21 protein-coding genes are annotated in these 20,054 nt (G+C 71.2%); 11 read left to right on the plus strand and 10 right to left on the minus strand.

The features are described from left to right. Positions 1 to 17 precede the first annotated feature (17 nt). A complete protein-coding gene (locus tag O7542_RS23680; protein WP_281606501.1) occupies positions 18 to 1,652 on the minus strand; it encodes a fatty acid--CoA ligase in 1,635 nt (544 codons plus the stop codon). 100 nt (positions 1,653 to 1,752) lie between these two features. Here O7542_RS23680 and O7542_RS23685 point away from each other — a divergent pair, with 100 nt between their 5' ends. Beyond that, a complete protein-coding gene (locus tag O7542_RS23685) occupies positions 1,753 to 2,244 on the plus strand; it encodes an NUDIX domain-containing protein (protein WP_030503787.1) in 492 nt (163 codons plus the stop codon). Between the two features lie 7 nt (positions 2,245 to 2,251). Here the strand turns inward: O7542_RS23685 and O7542_RS23690 are convergent, their stop codons facing one another. Together O7542_RS23690 and O7542_RS23695 are read right to left on the minus strand one after the other, a co-directional pair. Then, positions 2,252 to 3,919 (minus strand): MDR family MFS transporter, encoded by a 1,668-nt coding sequence (locus tag O7542_RS23690; protein ID WP_064448866.1) that lies wholly within the window; start codon positions 3,917 to 3,919, stop codon positions 2,252 to 2,254. Between the two features lie 56 nt (positions 3,920 to 3,975). Then, complete coding sequence (locus tag O7542_RS23695; protein WP_043327208.1) at positions 3,976 to 4,530, minus strand: type 1 glutamine amidotransferase domain-containing protein; 555 nt, start codon at positions 4,528 to 4,530, stop codon at positions 3,976 to 3,978. A gap of 119 nt (positions 4,531 to 4,649) precedes the next feature. Between O7542_RS23695 and rfaE2 the strand changes: the two genes are divergently transcribed. Continuing rightward, complete coding sequence (gene rfaE2, locus O7542_RS23700; protein WP_281605225.1) at positions 4,650 to 6,515, plus strand: D-glycero-beta-D-manno-heptose 1-phosphate adenylyltransferase; 1,866 nt, start codon at positions 4,650 to 4,652, stop codon at positions 6,513 to 6,515. After that, entirely contained in the window at positions 6,512 to 7,384 is an 873-nt protein-coding gene (locus O7542_RS23705; protein WP_064448865.1) for a glycosyltransferase family A protein, read from the plus strand. Before rfaE2 ends, O7542_RS23705 begins: the two co-directional genes overlap by 4 nt. Here O7542_RS23705 and O7542_RS23710 read toward each other — a convergent pair. Genes O7542_RS23710 through O7542_RS23720 form a run of 3 tightly spaced genes read right to left on the minus strand, consistent with a single transcriptional unit; the run spans position 7,359 to position 9,566 of the window. Then, complete coding sequence (locus tag O7542_RS23710) at positions 7,359 to 8,519, minus strand: glycosyltransferase family 9 protein (protein ID WP_069088076.1); 1,161 nt, start codon at positions 8,517 to 8,519, stop codon at positions 7,359 to 7,361. The two genes, O7542_RS23705 and O7542_RS23710, sit on opposite strands and share 26 nt — an antisense overlap. 7 nt (positions 8,520 to 8,526) lie before the next feature. Further along, complete coding sequence (locus O7542_RS23715; protein ID WP_069088075.1) at positions 8,527 to 9,063, minus strand: Hsp20/alpha crystallin family protein; 537 nt, start codon at positions 9,061 to 9,063, stop codon at positions 8,527 to 8,529. Next, positions 9,060 to 9,566: a DUF2231 domain-containing protein gene (locus O7542_RS23720; protein ID WP_030503780.1), complete on the minus strand. Its 507-nt coding sequence runs from the start codon at positions 9,564 to 9,566 to the stop codon at positions 9,060 to 9,062. The genes O7542_RS23715 and O7542_RS23720 overlap by 4 nt, the downstream gene beginning before the upstream one ends. 167 nt (positions 9,567 to 9,733) lie before the next feature. On the opposite strand from O7542_RS23720, the gene O7542_RS23725 reads away from it, so the two are divergent. Beyond that, positions 9,734 to 10,354, plus strand: a complete 621-nt coding sequence (locus O7542_RS23725; protein ID WP_281605226.1) for a pyridoxamine 5'-phosphate oxidase family protein — start codon at positions 9,734 to 9,736, stop codon at positions 10,352 to 10,354. A gap of 9 nt (positions 10,355 to 10,363) precedes the next feature. Here the strand turns inward: O7542_RS23725 and O7542_RS23730 are convergent, their stop codons facing one another. Next, the gene (locus O7542_RS23730; protein ID WP_281605227.1) at positions 10,364 to 10,918 is read right to left on the minus strand and encodes a DUF3592 domain-containing protein; all 555 of its coding nucleotides are present in this window, start codon (positions 10,916 to 10,918) and stop codon (positions 10,364 to 10,366) included. Positions 10,919 to 10,981: 63 nt separating this feature from the next. Between O7542_RS23730 and O7542_RS23735 the strand changes: the two genes are divergently transcribed. Then, a complete protein-coding gene (locus O7542_RS23735; RefSeq protein WP_281605228.1) occupies positions 10,982 to 11,806 on the plus strand; it encodes a TrmH family RNA methyltransferase in 825 nt (274 codons plus the stop codon). Between the two features lie 15 nt (positions 11,807 to 11,821). On the opposite strand, the gene O7542_RS23740 is transcribed toward O7542_RS23735, so the two are convergent. Further along, complete coding sequence (locus O7542_RS23740) at positions 11,822 to 12,184, minus strand: helix-turn-helix domain-containing protein (protein WP_064448862.1); 363 nt, start codon at positions 12,182 to 12,184, stop codon at positions 11,822 to 11,824. A gap of 97 nt (positions 12,185 to 12,281) precedes the next feature. Here O7542_RS23740 and O7542_RS23745 point away from each other — a divergent pair, with 97 nt between their 5' ends. From O7542_RS23745 to O7542_RS23770, 6 genes are all read left to right on the plus strand, one after another. Beyond that, positions 12,282 to 13,178, plus strand: coding sequence for an NAD(P)-binding domain-containing protein (locus O7542_RS23745; RefSeq protein WP_281605229.1), 897 nt, complete (start codon positions 12,282 to 12,284; stop codon positions 13,176 to 13,178). 102 nt (positions 13,179 to 13,280) lie between these two features. Then, positions 13,281 to 13,952 (plus strand): hypothetical protein, encoded by a 672-nt coding sequence (locus O7542_RS23750; RefSeq protein WP_281605230.1) that lies wholly within the window; start codon positions 13,281 to 13,283, stop codon positions 13,950 to 13,952. 342 nt (positions 13,953 to 14,294) lie between these two features. Further along, positions 14,295 to 14,699 (plus strand): hypothetical protein, encoded by a 405-nt coding sequence (locus O7542_RS23755; protein ID WP_281605231.1) that lies wholly within the window; start codon positions 14,295 to 14,297, stop codon positions 14,697 to 14,699. A gap of 117 nt (positions 14,700 to 14,816) precedes the next feature. Then, positions 14,817 to 15,932: an acyltransferase gene (locus O7542_RS23760; RefSeq protein WP_166455723.1), complete on the plus strand. Its 1,116-nt coding sequence runs from the start codon at positions 14,817 to 14,819 to the stop codon at positions 15,930 to 15,932. A 35-nt stretch (positions 15,933 to 15,967) separates the two neighbouring features. After that, entirely contained in the window at positions 15,968 to 16,537 is a 570-nt protein-coding gene (locus O7542_RS23765; RefSeq protein ID WP_043327218.1) for a sigma-70 family RNA polymerase sigma factor, read from the plus strand. Beyond that, positions 16,534 to 17,316: a hypothetical protein gene (locus tag O7542_RS23770; protein WP_281605232.1), complete on the plus strand. Its 783-nt coding sequence runs from the start codon at positions 16,534 to 16,536 to the stop codon at positions 17,314 to 17,316. Before O7542_RS23765 ends, O7542_RS23770 begins: the two co-directional genes overlap by 4 nt. A 601-nt stretch (positions 17,317 to 17,917) precedes the next feature. Here O7542_RS23770 and O7542_RS23775 read toward each other — a convergent pair. Together O7542_RS23775 and O7542_RS23780 are read right to left on the minus strand one after the other, a co-directional pair. Then, positions 17,918 to 19,066, minus strand: coding sequence for a hypothetical protein (locus O7542_RS23775; protein WP_274477212.1), 1,149 nt, complete (start codon positions 19,064 to 19,066; stop codon positions 17,918 to 17,920). After that, positions 19,063 to 19,569 (minus strand): SigE family RNA polymerase sigma factor, encoded by a 507-nt coding sequence (locus O7542_RS23780; protein WP_274477211.1) that lies wholly within the window; start codon positions 19,567 to 19,569, stop codon positions 19,063 to 19,065. The genes O7542_RS23775 and O7542_RS23780 overlap by 4 nt, the downstream gene beginning before the upstream one ends. Between the last annotated feature and the right edge of the window lie 485 nt (positions 19,570 to 20,054).

The following is a 20,054-nucleotide window of genomic DNA, read 5'->3' on the forward strand; positions in this document are numbered from 1 at the left end:
CGGTACGCCCCGAAACGTTACGACGCGGTCAGTTCCCGTACGTCGAGCCCGCCGTCGGCGTACCGCGAGCGCACCACCTTCTTGTCGAACTTGCCGACGCTGGTCTTGGGCACGGCGTCGATGAACGCCCAGCGTTCCGGCAACTGCCAGCGGGCCACCGAGCCGGCCAGGAAGTCCCGCAGCTCCTCGGCGGTCACCGAGGCGCCCTCGCGAACCACGACGGTGGCCAGCGGGCGCTCGTCCCAGCGCTCGTCCGGTACGCCCACCACGCACGCCTCCAGCACCGCCGGGTGCGCCATCAGGGCGTTCTCCAGCTCGACCGAGGAGATCCACTCCCCGCCCGACTTGATCACGTCCTTGGCGCGGTCGGTGAGCGTGATGTAGCCGTCCGGCGAGAGCGTGCCGACGTCACCGGTCCGCAGCCAGCCGTCCCGGAACTTCTCCTCCTCCGGCACGTCGTCGCCGATGTACCGGGCGGTCACCCACGGCCCGCGCACCTCCAGCTCGCCCACCGACGTCCCGTCCGCGGGCAGCGGCTCACCGGCCGGGCCGACGATCCGCGCGGTCACGCCCGCCGGTACGCGGCCCTGCGTGTAGCGGTAGCGCCAGGCGTCGTCGCCGGTCGCGCCGGCCGGCGCCCGGGACACCGAGCCCAGCGGCGACATCTCGGTCATGCCCCAGGCGTGGATGACGTCGATGCCGTAGCGGTCGTGGAAGGCGTGCATCAGCGCCGGCGGGCACGCCGACCCGCCCACGATGACCTCCTTCAGTGAGGAGAGGTCCACCTCGTGCGCGTCCAGGTAGGCCAGCAGGTCGGTCCAGATGGTCGGCACCGCCCCGGCCAGCGTGGGGCGCTCGGCGGCGATCATCGCGGCGATCGGCTCGGCCTGGAGGAACCGGTCCGGCATGATCAGCGAGGCGCCGGAGAGGAAGGCCGCGTACGGCAGGCCCCAGGACATGGCGTGGAACATCGGCACGATGGCCAGCTCGCGGTCGTTCGGCCCGAGCCCGAAGCCCTCCGGCATGCAGACCTGGAGCGAGTGCAGGTAGATCGAGCGGTGCGAGTAGGCGACGCCCTTGGGGTGGCCGGTGGTGCCCGAGGTGTAGCAGAGCGCAGCCGCGTCCCGCTCGTCCACCTCCGGCCAGTCGAAGTGGTCGGGGCGGTCGGCCAGCAGCGCGTCCCAGTGGTGCACGGTGATCCGGTCGCCGGCGGCGGCCAGCAGCGGGGCCGGGTCGCCGCCGCCGACCACCACCACGTGCGCCACGGTGGTCATCTCGCCGATCACCCGGGCGAGCAGCGGGATGAGCGTGGTGTCGACGAGCACCACGCGGTCCTGCGCGTGGTTGGCGATGTAGGCGACCTGGTCGGGGAAGAGCCGGATGTTGAGCGTGTGCAGCACCGCCCCCATGCTCGGCACGGCGAAGTACGCCACCAGGTGCTCGTTGTTGTTCCACATGAACGTCGCGACCCGCTCGTCGCCGGTCACGCCGCACTCGTCGCGCAGCGCCTGGGCCAGCCGGGCGGCGGCGCGGCCGACCTCCGCGTACGTCATCCGGCGCGGTTCGGCGCCGGTCCAGGTGACCACCTCCGCCGCGCCGTGCACGGTGGAGCCGTGTTCGAGGATCCGGGCGACCTGGAGGGGGGCGTCCATCATCGTGCTACGCATGGGTAACAACGTAGTGGCGGCGGTCACATCTACGGAACCCCCCGGAACCACCGAGGTGATCACGGATGATGCGTAGATTGTCCGGGTGAGCATCTCGTGGGCCGACTCGTACGTGGGGCAGCTACGCGCCCTGGCCGGTGACCGCACCCTGATGTTCGTCGGCGCCCGCGCCGTGGTGCGCGACAACGCCGCCCGGGTGCTGCTGATCCAGCGCTCCGACAACGGCCAGTGGGCGCTGCCGGCCGGCGCCATGGAACTGGGCGAGTCGATCGCCGACTGCGCGGTTCGCGAGGTGCGGGAGGAGACCGGCCTGCGGGCGCTGCGGGTCAGCGCGTTCGCGCTCTACACCGGCCCGGACCGCACCCACACCAACATGTACGGGCACACGTACCAGGTCTTCACCACCGCGTTCCGCGTCGACGAGTGGGACGGCGAGCTGGACCGGTTCACCGACGAGACCACCGACGCCGCCTTCTTCCGTCCGGCGGACTTCCCGCACCCGCTCTCGTCGAGCGTCCACGAGACACTCGCCGACCTGGACGTGTTCGAGCAGACCAACCGGCTGATCCTCAAGTAGCCGCCGGTCACAGCATCGTCTGCGACTTCGCCTCCATGTCGGCGGCGGCCTCCTCCTTCGACTCCTTGGTCAGCGGCTTGCCGCCGGGCGCGGGGGCCTTGCCGCCGATCGGGTCGGCGCCGCCGGTGGCGCCCTGCGGACCGGTGCCGCGCAACTGGTGGTTCGGCATGGCCAGCGTGACCAGCACCGCGACGATCGCGATCAGCCCGGTGGTCAGGAAGACCAGGTGCAGCGACTCGACGAACGAGGCCTGGACGGCGGCGCGTACCGGGGCGGGCAGGGCCAGGATGGCCGCCGGGTCGTTGATCGAGAAGTTCCCGCCTGCAGACACCGCGGCCCGCTGCTCCGGTGGGAGCTGCGCGAGCGCGCCCGGCAGCCGGCCGGCCAGCTCGGTGGTGAGCCGGGACGACAGCACCGCGCCCAGGATGGCCACGCCGAACGAGCCGCCGAGCGACCGGAAGAACGTGGCCGAGGACGTGCCCGCGCCCAGGTCGCGCACGCTCACCGCGTTCTGCACGGCGAGGATCAGCGACTGCATGCACAGGCCCAGCCCGATCCCGATCACCACCATGTAGCCGAACGCGGCCCAGAGCGAGGTGGCCACCCGCAGCTGCTGGAACAACAGCATGCCGACCACCAGCACGGCCGCGCCCGCCACCGGGAACCACTTGTACCTGCCGATCCGGCTCATCGCCCGGCCGGTGACGATCGAGGTGATGATGACGCCGGCCATCATCGGCAGCATCAGCAGACCGCTGCGCGTCGGCGAGGCGCCCTTGACGATCTGGAGGTAGAGCGGGATGAAGATGATCGACCCGAACATCACCAGACCGAGGACGAAACCCGCCGCGTTCGCCAGCGCGAACGTGGCGCTGCGGAACAGCCGCAGCGGCAGGATCGGCTCCTTGGTCCGCGCCTCCTGGACGACGAACAGCACGCCCAGCACCGCGCCCGCGGCGAACAGGCCGACGATCACGCCGGAGCCCCAGGCGTACTCGGCGCCGCCCCAGCTCAGCGCCAGCAGCAGGCAGCTCACGCCGGCCACCAGCAGCGCCGCGCCGATCCAGTCGACCGTGTGCTCCCGCCGCTCGAACGGCACCAGCCGCATCACGTGCCAGCAGACCACGATGGCGAGGATCGCCAGCGGCACGTTGATGTAGAAGATCCACCGCCAGTTGGTCTCCGCGAAGTAACCGCCGACGAGCGGCCCGGCCACCGAGGAGACGCCGAACACCGCGCCGAACAACCCCTGGTAGCGCCCGCGCTCCCGGGGCGAGACCACGTCCGAGATGATGGTGAACGCCAGCGTCATCAGCCCACCCGCGCCGAGACCCTGCACGCCGCGCGTGACGATCAGCTGGGTCATGTCCTGCGACAGCCCGGCCAGCAACGAGCCGAGCAGGAACATGCCGATCGAGAACAGGAAGACCGGCCGGCGTCCGTACAGGTCGGCCATCTTGCCGTACAGCGGCGTCGAGGCGGTCGACGCCAGCAGGTACGCGGTGACCACCCACGAGTAGTGGTTGATGCCGCCCAGCTCCCCCACGATCGTCGGCAGGGCGGTGCCGACGATGGTCTGGTCGAGCGCCGCCAGCAGCATCCCGGTCATCAGACCGAACATCAGCAGGCGGATCTGGCGGGCGGGCAGCGCGGGCGGGGCGGTCTGGGCGGTCATCCCGCTTCCTATCCCACCGGGGGCGGATCATGCCCCCGGTGGGCCTGTGACTTTCCTCAGGCGGCGTGCCGACCCTCGGCGAACTCCTCCACGATCTTGGCGCAGAACGCCGGCAGGTCGTCCGGCTTGCGGCTGCTGACCAGCCCGTTGTCGGTGACGACCTCCTTGTCGACCCAGTTCGCGCCGGCGTTTGTGAGGTCGGTGCGCAGGCTCGGCCAGGAGGTGATGGTCCGGCCCCGCACCACGTCCGCCTCGACCAGCGTCCACGGGCCGTGGCAGATCACGCCGACCGGCTTGCCGGCGTCGAAGAACGACTTCACGAACCGGACCGCGTCCGGGTCCGCGCGCAGGAAGTCCGGGTTCGCCACGCCACCGGGCAGGACCAGACCGTCGTACGCGCCGGCGTCCGCCTCCTTGACGGTGACGTCGACCCGGTACTGCTTGCCGTGGTCCAGGTGGTTGAAGGCCTGGATCGAGCCGGAGTCGAGGGAGACCAGCTCGACCTGCGCGCCGGCGTTCTCCACCGCCTCCCGGGGCTGGGTGTACTCGACCTCCTCGACGCCGTCGGCGGCCAGGAAGGCGATGCGCTTGCCCTGAAGTGTCGCTGCCATGCTCTTCTCTCCTCTCCGGGGTATGTCTGCACCGTTCCCCCGGCCGATGCGGCGAAACCGGGCGCACCGGGTGGCCCGCGTCGCGTTTGGCCCGACGGCGCGGGGGGATCCGCAGAGGCATGGCAGGAGCAGCAGCGGAAGAGCGCCGGCTGGCCACCGTGGTGGCGAGCTGGCAGCAGCGTCCCGTGCTGGTCGTCGGGGACGCCATGCTGGACGAGTGGCGGTTCGCCGAGTCGGAGCGGCTCTGCCGCGAGGCGCCCGCGCCGGTCCTCACCCTGCGGCGGCGGATCTCCGCGGCCGGGGGCGCCGCCAACACGGCGGTCAACGTGGCGGCGCTCGGTGGACGGGCGGCGCTCGTCGCCCCGGTCGGTGCCGACGTGGCCGGTGACGAGCTGCACGACTGCCTGGACCGCGCGGCGGTCTGGGACCGTACGGTGAGCCAGCCCGGCCGGCCTACGCCGGTGAAGCGGCGGATGCTCGCCGGCAACCAGATCCTGCTCCGTGAGGACTCCGGCGGCCCGGAGGACGCGCTGGACGACGACGGGGTGGCACGGCTGCTGACCGCCCTGCACTGCGCCACCGAGGAGCTGCGCGCGGTGGCCCCGGGACAGCCGCTCACGCTCGTGGTCTGCGACTACGGCCTGGGCGCCCTGCCCTCGGCGGTACGCGCCTGGCTGGTCGCCAACCGGGACCGCTACGGCACCGTGGCGCTGGACGCGCACGACCTGGCCGACTGGCGTGGACTGAACCCGACTGTGGTGACGCCGAGCTTCGCCGAGGCCACCCGGCTGCTGGCCCGCGCCGCCGCCGGTTTCGCACACGGCGAGCGCAACGCCGTACCCAATGGGGGTGACCTGCACCTGGACCACCCGGCGGAGGCCGACGGCCCGTCCGAGCTGATGGTCGGCGCGGCGCCCGGCGGGTCCGGCGACCTTGCGCCGGGCAGCCCGCACCCGACCTCGGGCGCGCCCGCCGCAGCGACGTCCGGCGGCTCGACCGGCCCGACCGGCGAGCCGACGCCCGGCGAGGAGCGGGTGGCACTGACCGGGGACGGACTGAGCGTCACCGGCACCGGCGTGACGGTGAGCGCGACCGCCGGCACCGGCGTGGACCGGGCCGTGCTGGCCGAGTCGCGCCTGCCCGAGCTGCGCGCGCACACCGGCGCGGACGTGGTGGCGGTGACCCTGGACACCGAGGGCGCGGTGGTCGGCGGCGCCGAGGGCGAGCCCCGGCGCAGCCACAGCACCCCGGTCCCGGCCAGTCACGCGGTGGGCGCCGGGGACGCGTACCTGGCGGCCATGACGCTGGCGCTCGCCGCCGACGCCGGCCTGCCCACCGCCGCCCAGCTCGCGCAGCTCGCCGCCACCATCACGGTCGCCGACACCGGCACCTGCGTGTGCCGCCGCGAGGACCTCCTCGCCGCGCTCGGCACCGGCCCGGACGACGGCGGGCACCCGGCGCTGGTCGGCGCCGACGAACTGGCCGCGCTGGTGGGCGAGCACCGGCAGGCTGGCCGGTCGGTGGTGTTCACAAACGGCTGCTTCGACGTGCTGCACCCGGGGCACGTCCGCTACCTGACCCAGGCCCGCGCGCTCGGTGACCTGCTGATCGTGGCGGTCAACTCGGACGGCAGCGTCCGCCGGCTCAAGGGCGCGGACCGGCCGGTCAACCCGGTCGAGGACCGGATCGCGTTGCTGGCGGCGCTGGCCTGCGTCGACCACGTGGTGGTCTTCGAGGAGGACTCCCCGGCCCGGCTGATCGAGGCGGTCCGCCCCGACGTCTACGTCAAGGGCGGCGACTACCCGCCGGAGATGGTGCCGGAGGCGCCGCTGGTACGCCGGCTGGGCGGGCAGGTACGCACGCTCGGGTACGTGCCGGACCGCTCCACCTCGGCGATCATCGACCGCATCCGCGCCCAGTCGCTCATGAGCGAACGCACCGAGCGGAGCGAGGACAGCCCCGTGGGCGAAGGCAGGCCGGCGTGACGCGACCGCTCGACCCGGGCACGCCCGGGCAGTTCCGGCAGCGCCGCCGGCTCGACGTGCTCATTCCCACCCGCAATCGGCCCGCCGAACTGGCTGTCACGCTGTCCGGGCTGGCCGCGCAGGAGGGCGTACCGGGGTTCGGGGTGGTGGTCAGCGACCAGTCCGACGGCGAACCCGCGTACGCGCATCCGGCCGCCGCCACCATGGTCCGGGCGCTGCGGCACCGGGGGCATCCGGTGCTGCTGACCCGGCGGCTGCCCCGTCGCGGCCTGGCCGAACACCGGTGCTACCTGCTGGCCCAGTCGGCGGCCGACGCGGTGCTCTGCCTCGACGACGACGTGTGGCTGGAGCCGGGCACGCTGTCCCGGCTGATGACCGCGCTGGACGAGCTGGGCTGCGGGTTCGTCGGCAACGCGGTGCACGGGCTCTCCTACGCCGACGACGTCCGCCCGGAGACGCACCAGCACTACGAGGAGTGGGCCGGACGGCCGGTGCCGGAACGCATCCTGCCGGGCACGCCGGAATGGCACAGGGCGTCGATCCACCCGGCCGCGAACCTGCTGCACGTCACCGAGAAGCTGAACCTGCCGCCGGGACAGTGGCGGGCGTACAAGGTCTCCTGGATCGGCGGCTGCGTCCTCTACGACCGGACGAAGCTGGTCGAGTCCGGTGGCTTCGACTTCTGGGAGCGGCTGCCCGACCGGCACCAGGGCGAGGACGTCGCCGCCCAGCTCGCCGTGCTGGAGCGCCACGGCGGCGCCGGCGTGCTGCCCAGCGGGGCCTACCACCTGGAGTCGCCGACCACAGTCACCGAGCGGGACGTGGAGGCGTGGGAAGTGGTGCTCAGCGAGTCGACGGCGGAGGTGTGAGCAGCTCGCGGGCCGCCTCGATCACCTCGGCCGCCGGCACGTCGGCCACGAACGACACCCGGTGCGGGCACTCCCCGTCGCCGGGCCGGTGCGGGTAGATCCCGGGTGTGCAGTCGACGCCGCAGACCGGGCAGTGGGTGGTCCAGGCGGCGATCGGGCGGTGCCGCCCGCGCAGCGGCGACGCCCCGTTGATCAGGTTGCCGACCCAGAACACCCCGACCGTCGGCGCGCCCACGGCGGCGGCCAGGTGCAGCGGGCCGGTGTCGTTGGAGACCACGAGCGCGCAGTCCGCGTACGCGGCGGCCAGCGCGCCGAGGCTGAGCGTGCCGACCTGCGGACGCACCGGCACGCCGGCCGCCGCCACCACAGCGTCCACCGTCTCCTGCTCGGCGGGGGTGCCGGTGACCAGCACCTCGTACCCGTCGCCGGTGAGCGCGCGGGCGACCTCGGCGAAGCATTCCGGCGGCCAGCGGCGTCGCGTGTCGGTGGCGCCCGGGTGCAGCGCCGCCCGGGGCCGGGTGGGTTCGCCGAGCACGGCGGCGGCCTCGGCCCGGTCGGCGGCGGTGACCGCCAGCGACGGGGTGATCGTGGTGGCGGGCGCGCCGACCAGCGCGGCGACCTCCAGGTAGCGGATCACCTCGTGCTGGTAGTAGACGTAGCGCAGCCAGCGGTCGAGCGGCGGCGCGCCCTCGGCCCGCAGGCCGGCGGTGACCCGCGCGCCCAGGCCCGCCACCAGCGGGTTGGAGTTCGCGCCACCGCCGTGCACCTGCAACGCCAGGTCGAACCGCTCGGCGCGGGCCGCGGCCAGGAAGCCCGGCACGTCGCCCGGCGACTCGCCCGGGCCCGGATCGCGGATGCCGGGCGCCGCCGGCACCACCAGCACCCGGTCCACCGGGCCGGGCCGGTCGCGCCAGAGCGCCGCGTGCCACGGCGCGCCGAGCAGCACGATCTCCGCCGACGGGTACGCCGACCGCAGCGCGTCCAGCGCCGGCAGTACGAAGATGAAGTCGCCGAGCGCGTTGGCGCGCAGCACGGCGATCCGCTCGACGTCGGGCACACGCTCGCCGACCGGGCCGAGCAGCGACGGCTCCGGGTCGCGGCGCGGCGGGTCGGAGTCACCCGACGGGCTGGTCACGCGGCCCCTACGGCCTGTCGATCTCGTCGAGCGCGGTGTCCGGGTGGTGCAGCTCCCGGTCCGCGGCCGGGTCGGCCGGCATCGGCGTACGGTCGACGCCCGCGCGCGGGCCGGTGCGGCCGACGGTGATGGTGCGCGGCGCGGGCCGGGCCGCCCGGGGCAACCGCACCCGGAGCAGGCCGTGGTCCATCACCGCGTCGATCCGGTCCGGGTCCACCCGGGACGGCAGGTCGACGCGGTACTCGAAGCCACGCGTGGTGAACCCGCCCGGGATGCCGTGGTCGGCGTTCACCTCGGCTTCCGACCGGGCGCGTACGCACAGCTCCCGGTCGTCCAGCTCGACGGCCACCTCCTCCGGCGCCACACCGGGGAGCCGGACGACCACTTCCCAGCCGTCCGCCGTCTCGGCCAGATCCACGTCCTGGCTGCCGGAGCGTCCGCCGACCAGCCGGCTCAGCTCGGAGCGCAGCGACTGGAGCTCGCCCATCGGGTCCCAGCCCTGCTGGCGGCCACGCCAGCCCCGTCCGCCGCTCTGTTCCGTCATCGCGCGTCTCCGATCCGCTGGGTCGCCGAGGGGGGTCGCAGCGAGCTGGGCGCGTTGAGATCGTGCTCCGGGTCGACGCCGACGCCGAGGCGGTCCACCAGTTCACCGCCGAGCCACGCGCTGACGCCGAGGATCGCCAGGGCGACCACCTCGATGGCGACGAGCGCGCCCCCGGCCGCCCGCGAGTCGGCGTTGAGCCGGACCACCCAGACCGCGGCGAACAGCAGGATCACCGCCACGTTGGCGGCGGCGTGGGTGACACCGACCCGCTTGGCGCGGGTGCCGGCCGGCAGGGCGAGCAGGTCGAACGCCCCGGCCGCCGCGGCCAGCAGGCCGCCGATCAGACCGACGGTGATGTTCCAGTACGCGACTTCGGCCAGGAAGCCGGGCCCGCCCACGGTGTCCACCACGTCGAAGATCACGGCGGTCACGAAGAGCGCCACCGGAAACATCACGAGCATCGGGTGCACGGGATGGCCGAGCACCTTGAGCCGGCTCTCCATCTCGGCCTCCATCCGTCACGTCCGGCCGCACGCTGCGAACCGGTCCCTACCCGCCGGCCCCGGGGGCAAACCCGACACTCGACGCGCTCTCCTAGGCTGACCATGGCGGAACGCGGCCCGTCGCGGGCCGGAACCGTCGTGACGATCAACGGACGGGGGAGGAAGACGTGACGACCCGGGAGATCACCAGCGAGGCCGAACTACGCGAGCTGATCGGCACGCCGATGCCGCGCGCTGCCGCCAAGGACCGCCGTACGCTGCACGAACGCGACCGGGAGTGGCTCGCCGCGTCACCGTTCTGCCTGATCGCCACCGCCGGCGCGGACGGCAGCTGCGACGTCTCCCCCAAGGGTGACCCGCCCGGCTTCGCGCTGGTGCTCGACGACACCACGATCGCGATTCCGGAGCGGCCCGGCAACCGGCGGGCCGACGGCTACCGCAACATCCTGGCCAACCCGCACGTCGGGTTGATCTTCCTGATTCCCGGCCGCACCGACACGCTGCGGATCAACGGGCGCGCCCGGCTGATCGCCGACGCGCCGTGGTTCGCCGACATGGAGGTCAAGGGCCACCGGCCGGTGCTGGCCGTCGAGGTCGCGATCGAGCAGATCTTCTACCACTGCGCGAAGGCGTTCCTGCGCTCCGAGTTGTGGCAGCCGGAGACCTGGCAGCCGGACGTGCTGCCGACCCGGGCCCGGCTGATCAAAGAGGTGGAGGCCCCGGCGGAGAGCCTGGCCGACCTGGAACGCCACTACGGCCCGGCGTACCTGGAGACCCTGTACCGCTGAGTCCCGTGGTCAGGGCCGGACGTTGCGCTTGCGCTTGCCCCGGCCCACGTACCCGCGACCGCCCGTCGCCGGCTGCACCCGGCGCGGCCGGTCGCGGCCCGGCGGGGTGGCACGCCGACGCCTGATACGGGACAGGGTCAGCACCACCCCGACACCCAGGACGGCCAGCCCGACCACGCCGAGGACACCCTGCACCCGGCCGCGATGGCCGCTGAGCTGACCGAAGTCGGTCACGAAGTCGCCCGGGTCCGCCGGGTTCACCCAGATCGGCACCTCGGCCCCCGCGGCCCGGCACACCTCGAAGCAGGCCACCTCCTGCGCGTGCGTCCGGCCGTCGACCTCGTAGCTGAAGTACATGGTGCTCGACGAGGGACTCCGGTTGCCGCCGCTCTCCGTCACCTGGTCGACGACGACCGCCCGCGCGGGCGTACCCCGCTCGCGCAGCGTCACCGCCCAGTCGTCCAGCTCCATCTGGGTGTGGAACGGCAGCCACAGCAACGCGCCGCCGCCGACCACCAGCAGTACGCACGCGAGGCGGATCAGGAACGGCCGACGGTTGATCACCCGGCCATCGTCGCCGGGGCCCGCAACCCCGGGACCGGCACCGGATGGGGTTGAATCGGCTGCGTGGCGAAGACCTTGACGATCACCACCCGGAACGCGAGCTTCCAGCAGTGGCAGGCGCTGCTGACCAACCGCAACAAGCGCCAGCGTTCCGGGGAGTTCCTGGTCCAGGGGGTACGCCCGATCACCGTCGCCCTGGAACAGGGCTGGGAGATCCGGGCGCTGCTGTACCCGGACCGGCAACAGTTGTCCCGCTGGTGCCGGGAACTGCTCGACCGCACCGACGCCCGGCGGGTGGCCCTCGCGCCCGAGCTGATGCGGGAACTCAGCGGCAAGGAGGAGGAGTCCCCCGAACTGCTGGCCGTGGTGGCGCAGCCCGATGACGACCTGGCCCGCATCCCGGTCGGGCCCGACATGCTCGTGGTGGTCTTCGACCGCCCCAAGACCCCGGGCAACATCGGCACGCTGATCCGGTCCGCCGACGCCTTCGGCGCGTCCGGCGTGGTGGTCACCGGTCACGCCGCCGACCCGTACGACCCGAAGGCGGTACGGGCCAGCACCGGGTCGCTGTTCGCCGTACCGGCCGTGCGCGTCCCCAGCCACCACGCCGTCCTCGACTGGGTCGCCGCGGTGCGGAAGGCGGGGCCACAGATCCAGATCATCGGTACGGACGAACACGGCGACGTGGACGTAGCGGAGCACGACCTGACCGGGCCCACTCTCCTGCTCGTCGGCAACGAGACGCACGGACTCAGCAAGGGCTGGCAGGAGGCGGCCGACCGGATCGTACGCATTCCGATCGTCGGTGCGGCGAGTTCGCTGAACGCGGCGGCGGCCGGGACGGTGGCGCTGTACGAGGCCGCCCGCCAGCGCGCGAAGCAGCGGTGATGCCTGGGCCCGCCGCTACGAGGCGGCCGTGCCGGTAGCGGTCCTCGACGGCCGCTCACGTCCCCAGGCGGCCAGCGGTTCGAGCGCATCGTTGAGGCGTACGCCGTCCTCGGTCAGCGAGTACTCGACGCGGGGTGGCACCTCGTCGTAGGAGACGCGGCGCACGACGCCGTCCGCCTCCATCTCGCGCAGGTGCGCGGCCAGCACCTTCTCGGTGATCCCCGGCAGCAGCCGGCGCAACTCGCCGAAGCGGCGGTACGGGTGCTCGTGGAGTGCCCAGAGGATCAGCACCTTCCACTTGCCCCCGATCACCTCCATCGCGGCGTCGATCCCGCAGACATGGCCGTCCGGTGCGCCCGGCCGGTTCAACGTCGTCATACGCCCGCCCTTCCGACCTGCTCGCTCACCTCAGAGTAACCACCTACTCCGAAGTGCGTACTTGTTCACCTGCGGGCCTGCGACAAGCCTGATCGGCATGGCACACGAGACTGTGGAGAAGACGCCCGTCACGCTGCTGGGCCTCGGCGCGATGGGCGCCGCGCTGGCCCGCGCCTGGCTCGCCGCCGGCCACCCGCTCACCGTCTGGAACCGCACCCCGGCCCGCGCCGCGGGAATCTCCGCCGAGGGAGCGAAGGTCGCGAACAGCGCCGCCGAGGCCGTCGCCGCGAACACCCTTGTCGTCGTCTGCCTGCTGGACGACGCCTCGGTCGAGGAGGTGCTGGCCGGCGCCGACCTGGCCGGCGCCGACCTGGCCGGCAGGGACCTGGTCAACCTGACCACGGGTACGCCCGCCCAGGCCCGCGCCCGGGCCGACTGGGCCCGCGAGCGCGGCGCTCGCTACCTGGACGGCGGAATCATGGCCGTTCCTCCGATGATCGGCGTCCCGGACGCCGGCGGCTACGTCTTCTACAGCGGCTCCCGCGAGCTGTTCGAACGGCACCGGGAGACGCTCGCCGTCCCGGCCGGCACCACCTACGTCGGCCCGGACGCGGGCTTCGCCGCCCTGCACGACGTCGCCCTGCTCAGCGCCATGTACGGAATGTTCGCCGGGGCGGCGCACGCCTTCGCCCTGATCCGCCGCGAGGACATCGACCCCGCGTCGCTGGCCCCGCTGCTCGCCGACTGGCTCGTCGCGATGGCCCCGGCCGTCCACCAGACCGCCGACCAGCTGCGCAGCGGCGACTACACGAAGGGTGTCGTCTCCACCCTCGCCATGCAGGTGGCCGGCACGCCGTCGTTCCTGCGCACCGCTGAAGAGCAGGGCGTCAGCCCGGAACTGCTCAGCCCCTACTTCGCGCTGATGCGCCGCCGCCTGGCCGAGGGCAGCGGCGACGAGGACCTGACGGGCGTCATCGACCTGCTGGTGCGTTGACCGCCACGGACCGAGACAACCCACGTGGACAGCCGATACACCGATGGTGATCTCGGCTGTTCCCCTGATGAGAATTCCCAGCGACGCAATGACGATCGTCCGATGCGACAGAAGCATCCGCAGCGCGTACCCGATCGTGCCGGCCCGACCGGCGTCGAGGGCAAGTTGCCGGTCGCCCGCTGGCGGCGCGTCCTGGCGGTTCTCGCGCCGGTGATCGCGGCGGTGCTCGGCGCCGCGATGGCCACGCAGTGGGAGGTCGGCGGCGGCCGCGCCGTCAGCTCCCTACCCGCTCCGTCGCGATGGATGGCCGAGAACCTGCCGTTGTTCGACGGTGGGGAGCCGGCGTGGATCTGGCGCGGGCCCTTCTTCGTGTCCGTGCTGCTGGCGCTGCCGCTCGTCTGGACGGTCACCGGCCACGCCACCGCGATGCCCCGCCGCCTGACGAGGTACGGGCTCCTCACCGCAGGCATCGCGATCGGCCTGGAATACAGCACCCCCGGGTACGGGTGGTTGTTCGACCTCGTGGCCCTGTTGACGGCGCTGGTGGGCACCGTCTGGTGCGGGCTGCAGGGGCTGCGTCGCGGCGTGCTGCCGCGCCGCGTCGCATGGGCGCTCGTCGCGGCACTGCCGTTGACGCCACCCGCCGGCTTCCTCACGTTCTGGTACCTGCCGCCCGGCCTGACCATGGGCTTGTTGCTGGCCTGGGCCGCTGCCGCCGTCTTGTCCGGCTCCCCCGCACCATCACCTGGACGTGTACGTGGCTCTGTTCGGTGACGACCTGGACGCCGTCGCCAACCGGCTGGGCGAGGCGGTCGCAACGCGGGATGCGGATTGGATGCGGGCCGCTCACCTCGGGCTCGTGGGTCTGCGTGGGGTTGCTCTGACCGGCCAACTGCGGCGCACCGTAACAGGCGCTTACGACATGGGTCGGGTGCCGTCAGCGCCTGCGGCTTTCCTTGGCTGTACGGATGGCTAGGGAGCCATCGGCCGCCGCAACGATCCGCTGACACGTTGTCGCTCCCTCCCCGTAGCCTGCCTGGCAGAGTCCGTACGACGGAGGGTGCGTTGTCTGCTGTCGCGTCACTGACCCTGGTTCCCAGGAGAAGCATCCCCGAGTTGGCCCGCCTCGCCCGCACATCGTCGTCGTCACTCGGCTCCTACCTCGCCGAACACGGACGCGAGCCGCGGGAGGAGTACGACTGGTCCGGGTACTGCATGCTGCACGTCTTGAGCTATCTGGAGGAGCGCGACGTAGACCTGGAGCAGTCGGAGTTCGATGCCGAGTCGGCGGCCATCAACAAGGTGCACGACCTGACCGTGCTCATCACTCCCGCACACAAGCGGTTCCTGGATCAACTCGACCCCGCCGGGCACGGCGAGGCGGAGTTGGCCGCCCACTTCGAGGAAATGGGGCTGGACTTCGAGGAGAGCGGCACGGCCGGTTTGGATGGGCTGAGGCTGTTGCGCGACAGCATCTCCGAACTCCGCGACGACCAGGTGTTGCTGCTGCGCATCGGCTGAGGCCAGAGGCGCCAGATCTGGTCGAACCACCCGTGACGGTGATCACCTGTAGCACTTGACGCGGTGCTGCACATGTCTGTCCTGGATGCAGTCGTGTGTCCAGGACAGGAGCAGAGTATGACGACCGCGGTGCTCGACCGCGCGCCGACGACGCCGCCCGTCAGCAGCCCTCCCGGGCGGGCGCCCCGGTTGTACGTGCTGGACGGGTTGCGGCTGATCTGTGCTCTTGCGGTGGCCGGATACCACTTCGGCGACTCATGGAGGTTGGACGGCGTGCGCCCGCCGGCATACTTCCTGCCGGACGCGGCACCGGTGCTGATCTATGGCTTCCTCGGAGTCGAGACGTTCTTTCTGATCAGCGGATTTGTGATCCTCATGAGCGGCTGGGGGCGTACCGTTCGCGAGTTCGCTGCCTCCCGCGTCGCGCGACTCTATCCGGCGTTCTGGGTGTGTGTGCTGACCACGACAGCCGTGGCGGCAGTGCTGCCGATCAGTGGCGGGCTGCCTTTCCCACCTCTGCCGGACGGGTGGGGCGTGCTGGTCAACCTGACCATGTTGGCGGAGCCCCTCAACACGCCGCTTGTCGACACCGTGTACTGGACCCTCTGGATCGAGCTCCGGTTCTATCTGATCGCGGCGTGCATTCTTGCGGCCAAGCCGACCGAGCGGGGAGTAAAAATATTCGGCGCGGTGTGGCTGGCAGTCGCCGTGGTCATGCCCGTTTTCCGGGGTGCCGCCCTGGACGAGGTCGTGATGTCCGACTTCGCGCCGTACTTCATCGCCGGAATCACCCTGTTCCTGCTTCGCCGCAACCGATCCGATCCATGGCTGTGGGTGCTGCTACTCGCCACGTGGCTGGTCAGCCTGCAGCGCGTGTACGGGCGGACCCTGGAGTTGAAGCCCGGCTTCGAGGTGCCCGTCTGGCCGGCACCGGTACTGCTCACCGGGGTGTACCTTCTGATGCTCGTCATCGCGCTCGGCTACACCGACCGGGTGAGAATGCGCTGGCTGGCCATTGCGGGTGCCATCAGCTACCCCTTCTACCTCTTGCACCCGCGCATTGGATACAGCGTGATCCGCAACGTGTACGAGGAAACCAACCTTCCCGCGTCGATACTGATCGGCGGCACCGTGCTTGGGCTGCTGGCGGCAGCCTGGCTTGTCCATCGCTTCGTCGAGCGCCCACTCGCACCCTTGATCCGCGGCTTCGTATTGGACCGGCGACGACTATGAGCACCAGACGCCACGCGCCGAACACGAGGAAGGGTGTGGATCCGACGACCGCGGAGGCCGATTCCGCCTTCCGCGAGCTGTTCGAGGCCGCGTATGACGATTTGCTGCTCTTCGTCGAACGCCGTGCACACCTCGCCGTTGCCGAAGACGTGGTCGCCGAGACGTTCTTGATAGCGTGGCGCCGCTTGGACGAAGTACCGAAGTCACTCGGCGAGGCCCGCGCCTGGCTGTTCACCGTCGCCCGCAATGTTCTGCACAATCGGCAGCGCAGCGACCAGCGGCAGCAGAGCCTCGCGCTTCGCGTCCTCCAGGAACCCGATGCTCCGAGCAGCGCCGAGGCCGACCTCGCGGCTACCCGCGTCGACCTGGTGAAGGCTTGGCAGCGCCTGTCATCGGCCGATCAGGAAGTGCTGACGCTGACCGCGATCGAAGACCTCACCGGGCCGCAGGCAGCACACGTACTGGGCATTTCCCGGCCCGCGTTCAGTTTGCGCCTGCTGCGCGCCCGTCGCCGCCTGCGTCAGCATCTTGGTCAGCGGCCGATCAGCGAACCCACAAACGTCCCTGCACCGGCCGGCCCTTCACGACGCGGAGGCTCCGCATGACCCACGACGACGTCCTCGCCCGGACAATCCGCTCTGCCGCCGTCCCGGTGCCCGCACGCGTCGCGCAGGAACCCGCGCGAGAATTGCTCGAGCGGATCGTCGCCACTGATCGGCGACCGCGCCCGGCACCAGCGCGCACACCGCACCGTCGGCCTCGCCTGGCGATCGCCGGCGCGGCCGGAGCGCTCGCCGCCGCTGTCGCCTTCACCCTGACATTTCTCAACGCTGGTCCCGCGTTTGCGTCGTGGACGCCCGAGCCGAGTCCGATCTCGGATACCGAGGCACGCGACATCGCCGGCAAATGCCTGCCTGCCCAGGACGCGAGCGTCGCAAGGGTGGTCATCGGTGAAAAACGCGGCGAGTACGCATACGTGAACGCCGTGTCGCCGGCTGGAAGCCAGACATGCTTCCGCGATCGCAACGGGGACGTGACGAATACCAGCATCCTGACCGTGCTGACCAGCACCGAGCGGCTCGGCGCCGGGGGTGTCGAGCTGTACTCGTGGGGTCAGCTACGCACCGACGAAGGCTACGTCCGGATCATGGCGGGACACGTCGGCTCACAGGTGACGAGCGTGGAGATCAACTTGCGGGCCGAGGATGGCGATTCGTCACGGACGGCGCGGGCAACCGTTCGCGACGGTTACTTCGGCGCCTGGTACCCCGAAGGCCTCGATGAGTCGAGCAGCAACACCACCACACTGACCGTCCACCTCGCAGACGGCAGCGCGGTGATCCTGTCCGCCCGCGAACTGTACGAACAACCGAAGCTGGACTGAGGGTGGCTCGGCAGGCCCCGCCCGCCGGGATGCCGGCTGGCGGCATGTCCTCGCACCGTCGCCGGCCCGACCTGTGCGGGTAGGCCCGGGACCTGCCTGTCGTACCCCGTGGCGACCACCCGACGTACCACGTACTGGCCGGTTTGCTATCGATCAGCGGCGTCACGGCCGGATAGATGGCCTCGTGCGCCTGGCGCAATGCCTCAACATCCCCGGAGTTCACGGCCTCGATCCATGCCACGAAAATCGGTCGCAGTGGTTGGAATGCAGGCTCTGGCCGAAAGCGCGGATCCAGGGGAAGTCGAGCTCTCGCTCATCGACCTCACCGACGCCTCGAGAAACGGCGAAGCCCAGGCCGATGACCTGGGCTTCTGTACCGAGCCGCCTGACGGAATCGAACCGTCGACCTACGCATTACGAGTCGGTCCCCCGGTGCTGGTCCGCCGCTTGGTCCTCTCCTCGGCCTAGTGCTGGAGTCCGCGATTGTCCGCTGTCGTTCGCTGGGTTGGCTGCTCGACGTGACCGTCTGATCGGCGTCGGGCCGGGCTGGCGGGTCACTAGCCGGTCCGGCGGATCGCTCACCGCAGCCGGACCGTTCGGGTCAGCTGGCGGCGCCGCGAGCGAGGCCAACCCGCCAACCGGGTACGGTGAAGCTGTCGGCGATGACCGTGACCGTGACCCGTTGCCCGGTCCGGGCAGGCACCTTGAACCTGGGCGGCAGGTCGTATTCAACGGCCAACGCGCCACCCGTCGAGCACTCGCCGCTCCAGTCGTAGAACGCTCGCCGCTCAACCTCCTTTCCGTCGACCAGTACGCGGATCCGGCCGGGCGCCACGGCGCAGATGAAGATGTCGAGCTGCAACGGCATGGCCAAGTCGAGGTGGTGGGATCCGTTCGGAGATGCAAGGGCGCGGGCGTCGAGCTCACCGAGTTGATCAGGGAATGGCTGAGCCGGATTGCCAGTCACCAACTCCCCTGCCGTGTCCAGATCGACCAACTCCGCGGGCCGAGGCGGTATCGGGAATTGCTCGAACGGCACCGGCGTGTAGACACCGACCGCCATCGTGCCGGTGAGGCGGCTCGGGTCACCCGGCCGCGCGTCCCTGTTGTCGGCGACCAGCGGCTTGCCGATCTTGACGGTGACCGTCACCGGTTTTCCCGCCCGAACGCCAAGATCGCTCCACTGTTCATAATGCCCATTCATCCCGGCGCCGACCAGCACTGTGCCGGGCTGCGGCGACGAGCTGCAGTCACCAGTGCCGATCACGGCCTTGCTGACCGTGACCTGAATCAGGTGGTCGGATCGGCCCGGAGCCGAGCCCGCGCCCAATCGATCGTCGCATCGGATGCCCAGCTGGAAGTCTGCCGTCTGCGGGGTGAAGGTGAAGGTGATGCTTGACTGCCGTGGCAGCGTCATCTCGCGCGCCAGGATCCGGCGATATCCGCGGAGATACTCGGGCAGCAGTTCGTCGGCCGGTGGAGGCACCGGGCTGGCCGTGGCCGTTGGAGCCGGGGCGGCCGAGGTGATGCTGGCCATGGGCGACGGCGTCGAGTCGGCGGGTTGACGTGTGACCAGGCCGACCGACGTCCCGGTGGTCACCAGCAGTACGGCGGCGACGACGCCCGCGGCGCGGACCCGTCGCTGCCGGGCAATGCGACGGTGCAGCATGCCCACACGGTCCACGCCGGTCGGAATTTCAGCGCTCTGCGTCGTCAGGAGACGGCGCAGGCGCTCCTCTTCGACGGTCAAGGGAGGAGCTCCTTCTGGTCTGGGCTATCGACTAGCGCGGGATGCGTGCGGAGCTTCGCCAAACCCTTGCTGGCCTGGCTCTTGACGGTGCCCACGCTGATGCCGAGCGTCTCGGCGATTTGGGCCTCGGTGAGGTCCTCGAAGTACCGCAGCACGATGACTGCCCGCTGCCGTCGCGGGAGTTCGGCGAGCATCCGCCACAACGCATCTCGTTCGACGTACTCCGTCACTCGGTCGGCTGCTTCGATGCGTTCGGGCAGCGCCTGCGGGATCTCGCCGGTCCAGCGGCGACGGCGCCAGGAGACGTAGGTGTTGACGATGGTCCGGCGGATGTACGCCTCGGCGTCGCCGTGCACCCGATGCCACGCGAACCAGGCCTTCACCAGAGCCGTCTGCAGCAAGTCCTCGGCCGCCGCCCAGTCGCAGGTCAGCAGGTAGGCGACCCGCAGCAATCGGGGCGATCGGTCGACCACAAATTGGTCGTATTCGGTTCGGTCGGCCAACCGTCCTCCTCCGTCGGGCCTGCCCCTCATCTACGCCTTGACTCGATGCGACGGTTGCCCCGGCGTCAACGCCCAGGTCATCACCGACTCAGCAGCCGGCTTGCGTGGATCTCACCCGCAGCGCCCGCCCAGCATCCTCCGTCGGACATGACCCCGGCGGGGGATGCGGACTCGAACTCTTGACGGCTCCCGAACCGTGCTGACTGGCATCGGCAAGCAGCTGAAGGCCGGCGCCTCTTGATGCTCCTGGTCATCCCTGCTCAGGCTTCGTGCTGTCTTCTTGCTGCCTCGCCGCTGCGGACGTCTCGCCGTGCTGCGCCACCATGCTCACGACCGGCATTGATCGCCCAAGCTGGGGCAGCACGGCCAGCACAACCAATGCTTCACCAGGCCCAAGGCGGCGGAACGGTTCGACGCTGACAGCTGGGCTGATCCGGCTCTGGTCTTCGCGACAGCCGTTGGCACGCCCATCCATCCGCGCAACG

The sequence above is a fragment of the Micromonospora sp. WMMC264 genome (assembly GCF_027497275.1).
GTDB classification, from domain to species: Bacteria; Actinomycetota; Actinomycetes; order Mycobacteriales; family Micromonosporaceae; genus Micromonospora; species Micromonospora chalcea.

Bases quoted from the DNA above. Each gene is read 5' to 3' on its own strand.
- O7542_RS23680 (WP_281606501.1), bottom strand. From the start codon at position 1,652: ATGGACGCCCCCCTCCAGGTCGCCCGGATCCTCGAACACGGCTCCACC.
- O7542_RS23690 (WP_064448866.1), bottom strand. From the start codon at position 3,919: ATGACCGCCCAGACCGCCCCGCCCGCGCTGCCCGCCCGCCAGATCCGC.
- O7542_RS23695 (WP_043327208.1), bottom strand. From the start codon at position 4,530: ATGGCAGCGACACTTCAGGGCAAGCGCATCGCCTTCCTGGCCGCCGAC.
- rfaE2 (WP_281605225.1), top strand. From the start codon at position 4,650: ATGGCAGGAGCAGCAGCGGAAGAGCGCCGGCTGGCCACCGTGGTGGCG.
- O7542_RS23715 (WP_069088075.1), bottom strand. From the start codon at position 9,063: ATGACGGAACAGAGCGGCGGACGGGGCTGGCGTGGCCGCCAGCAGGGC.
- O7542_RS23720 (WP_030503780.1), bottom strand. From the start codon at position 9,566: ATGGAGAGCCGGCTCAAGGTGCTCGGCCATCCCGTGCACCCGATGCTC.
- O7542_RS23740 (WP_064448862.1), bottom strand. From the start codon at position 12,184: ATGACGACGTTGAACCGGCCGGGCGCACCGGACGGCCATGTCTGCGGG.
- O7542_RS23745 (WP_281605229.1), top strand. From the start codon at position 12,282: ATGGCACACGAGACTGTGGAGAAGACGCCCGTCACGCTGCTGGGCCTC.
- O7542_RS23750 (WP_281605230.1), top strand. From the start codon at position 13,281: ATGCGACAGAAGCATCCGCAGCGCGTACCCGATCGTGCCGGCCCGACC.
- O7542_RS23760 (WP_166455723.1), top strand. From the start codon at position 14,817: ATGACGACCGCGGTGCTCGACCGCGCGCCGACGACGCCGCCCGTCAGC.
- O7542_RS23770 (WP_281605232.1), top strand. From the start codon at position 16,534: ATGACCCACGACGACGTCCTCGCCCGGACAATCCGCTCTGCCGCCGTC.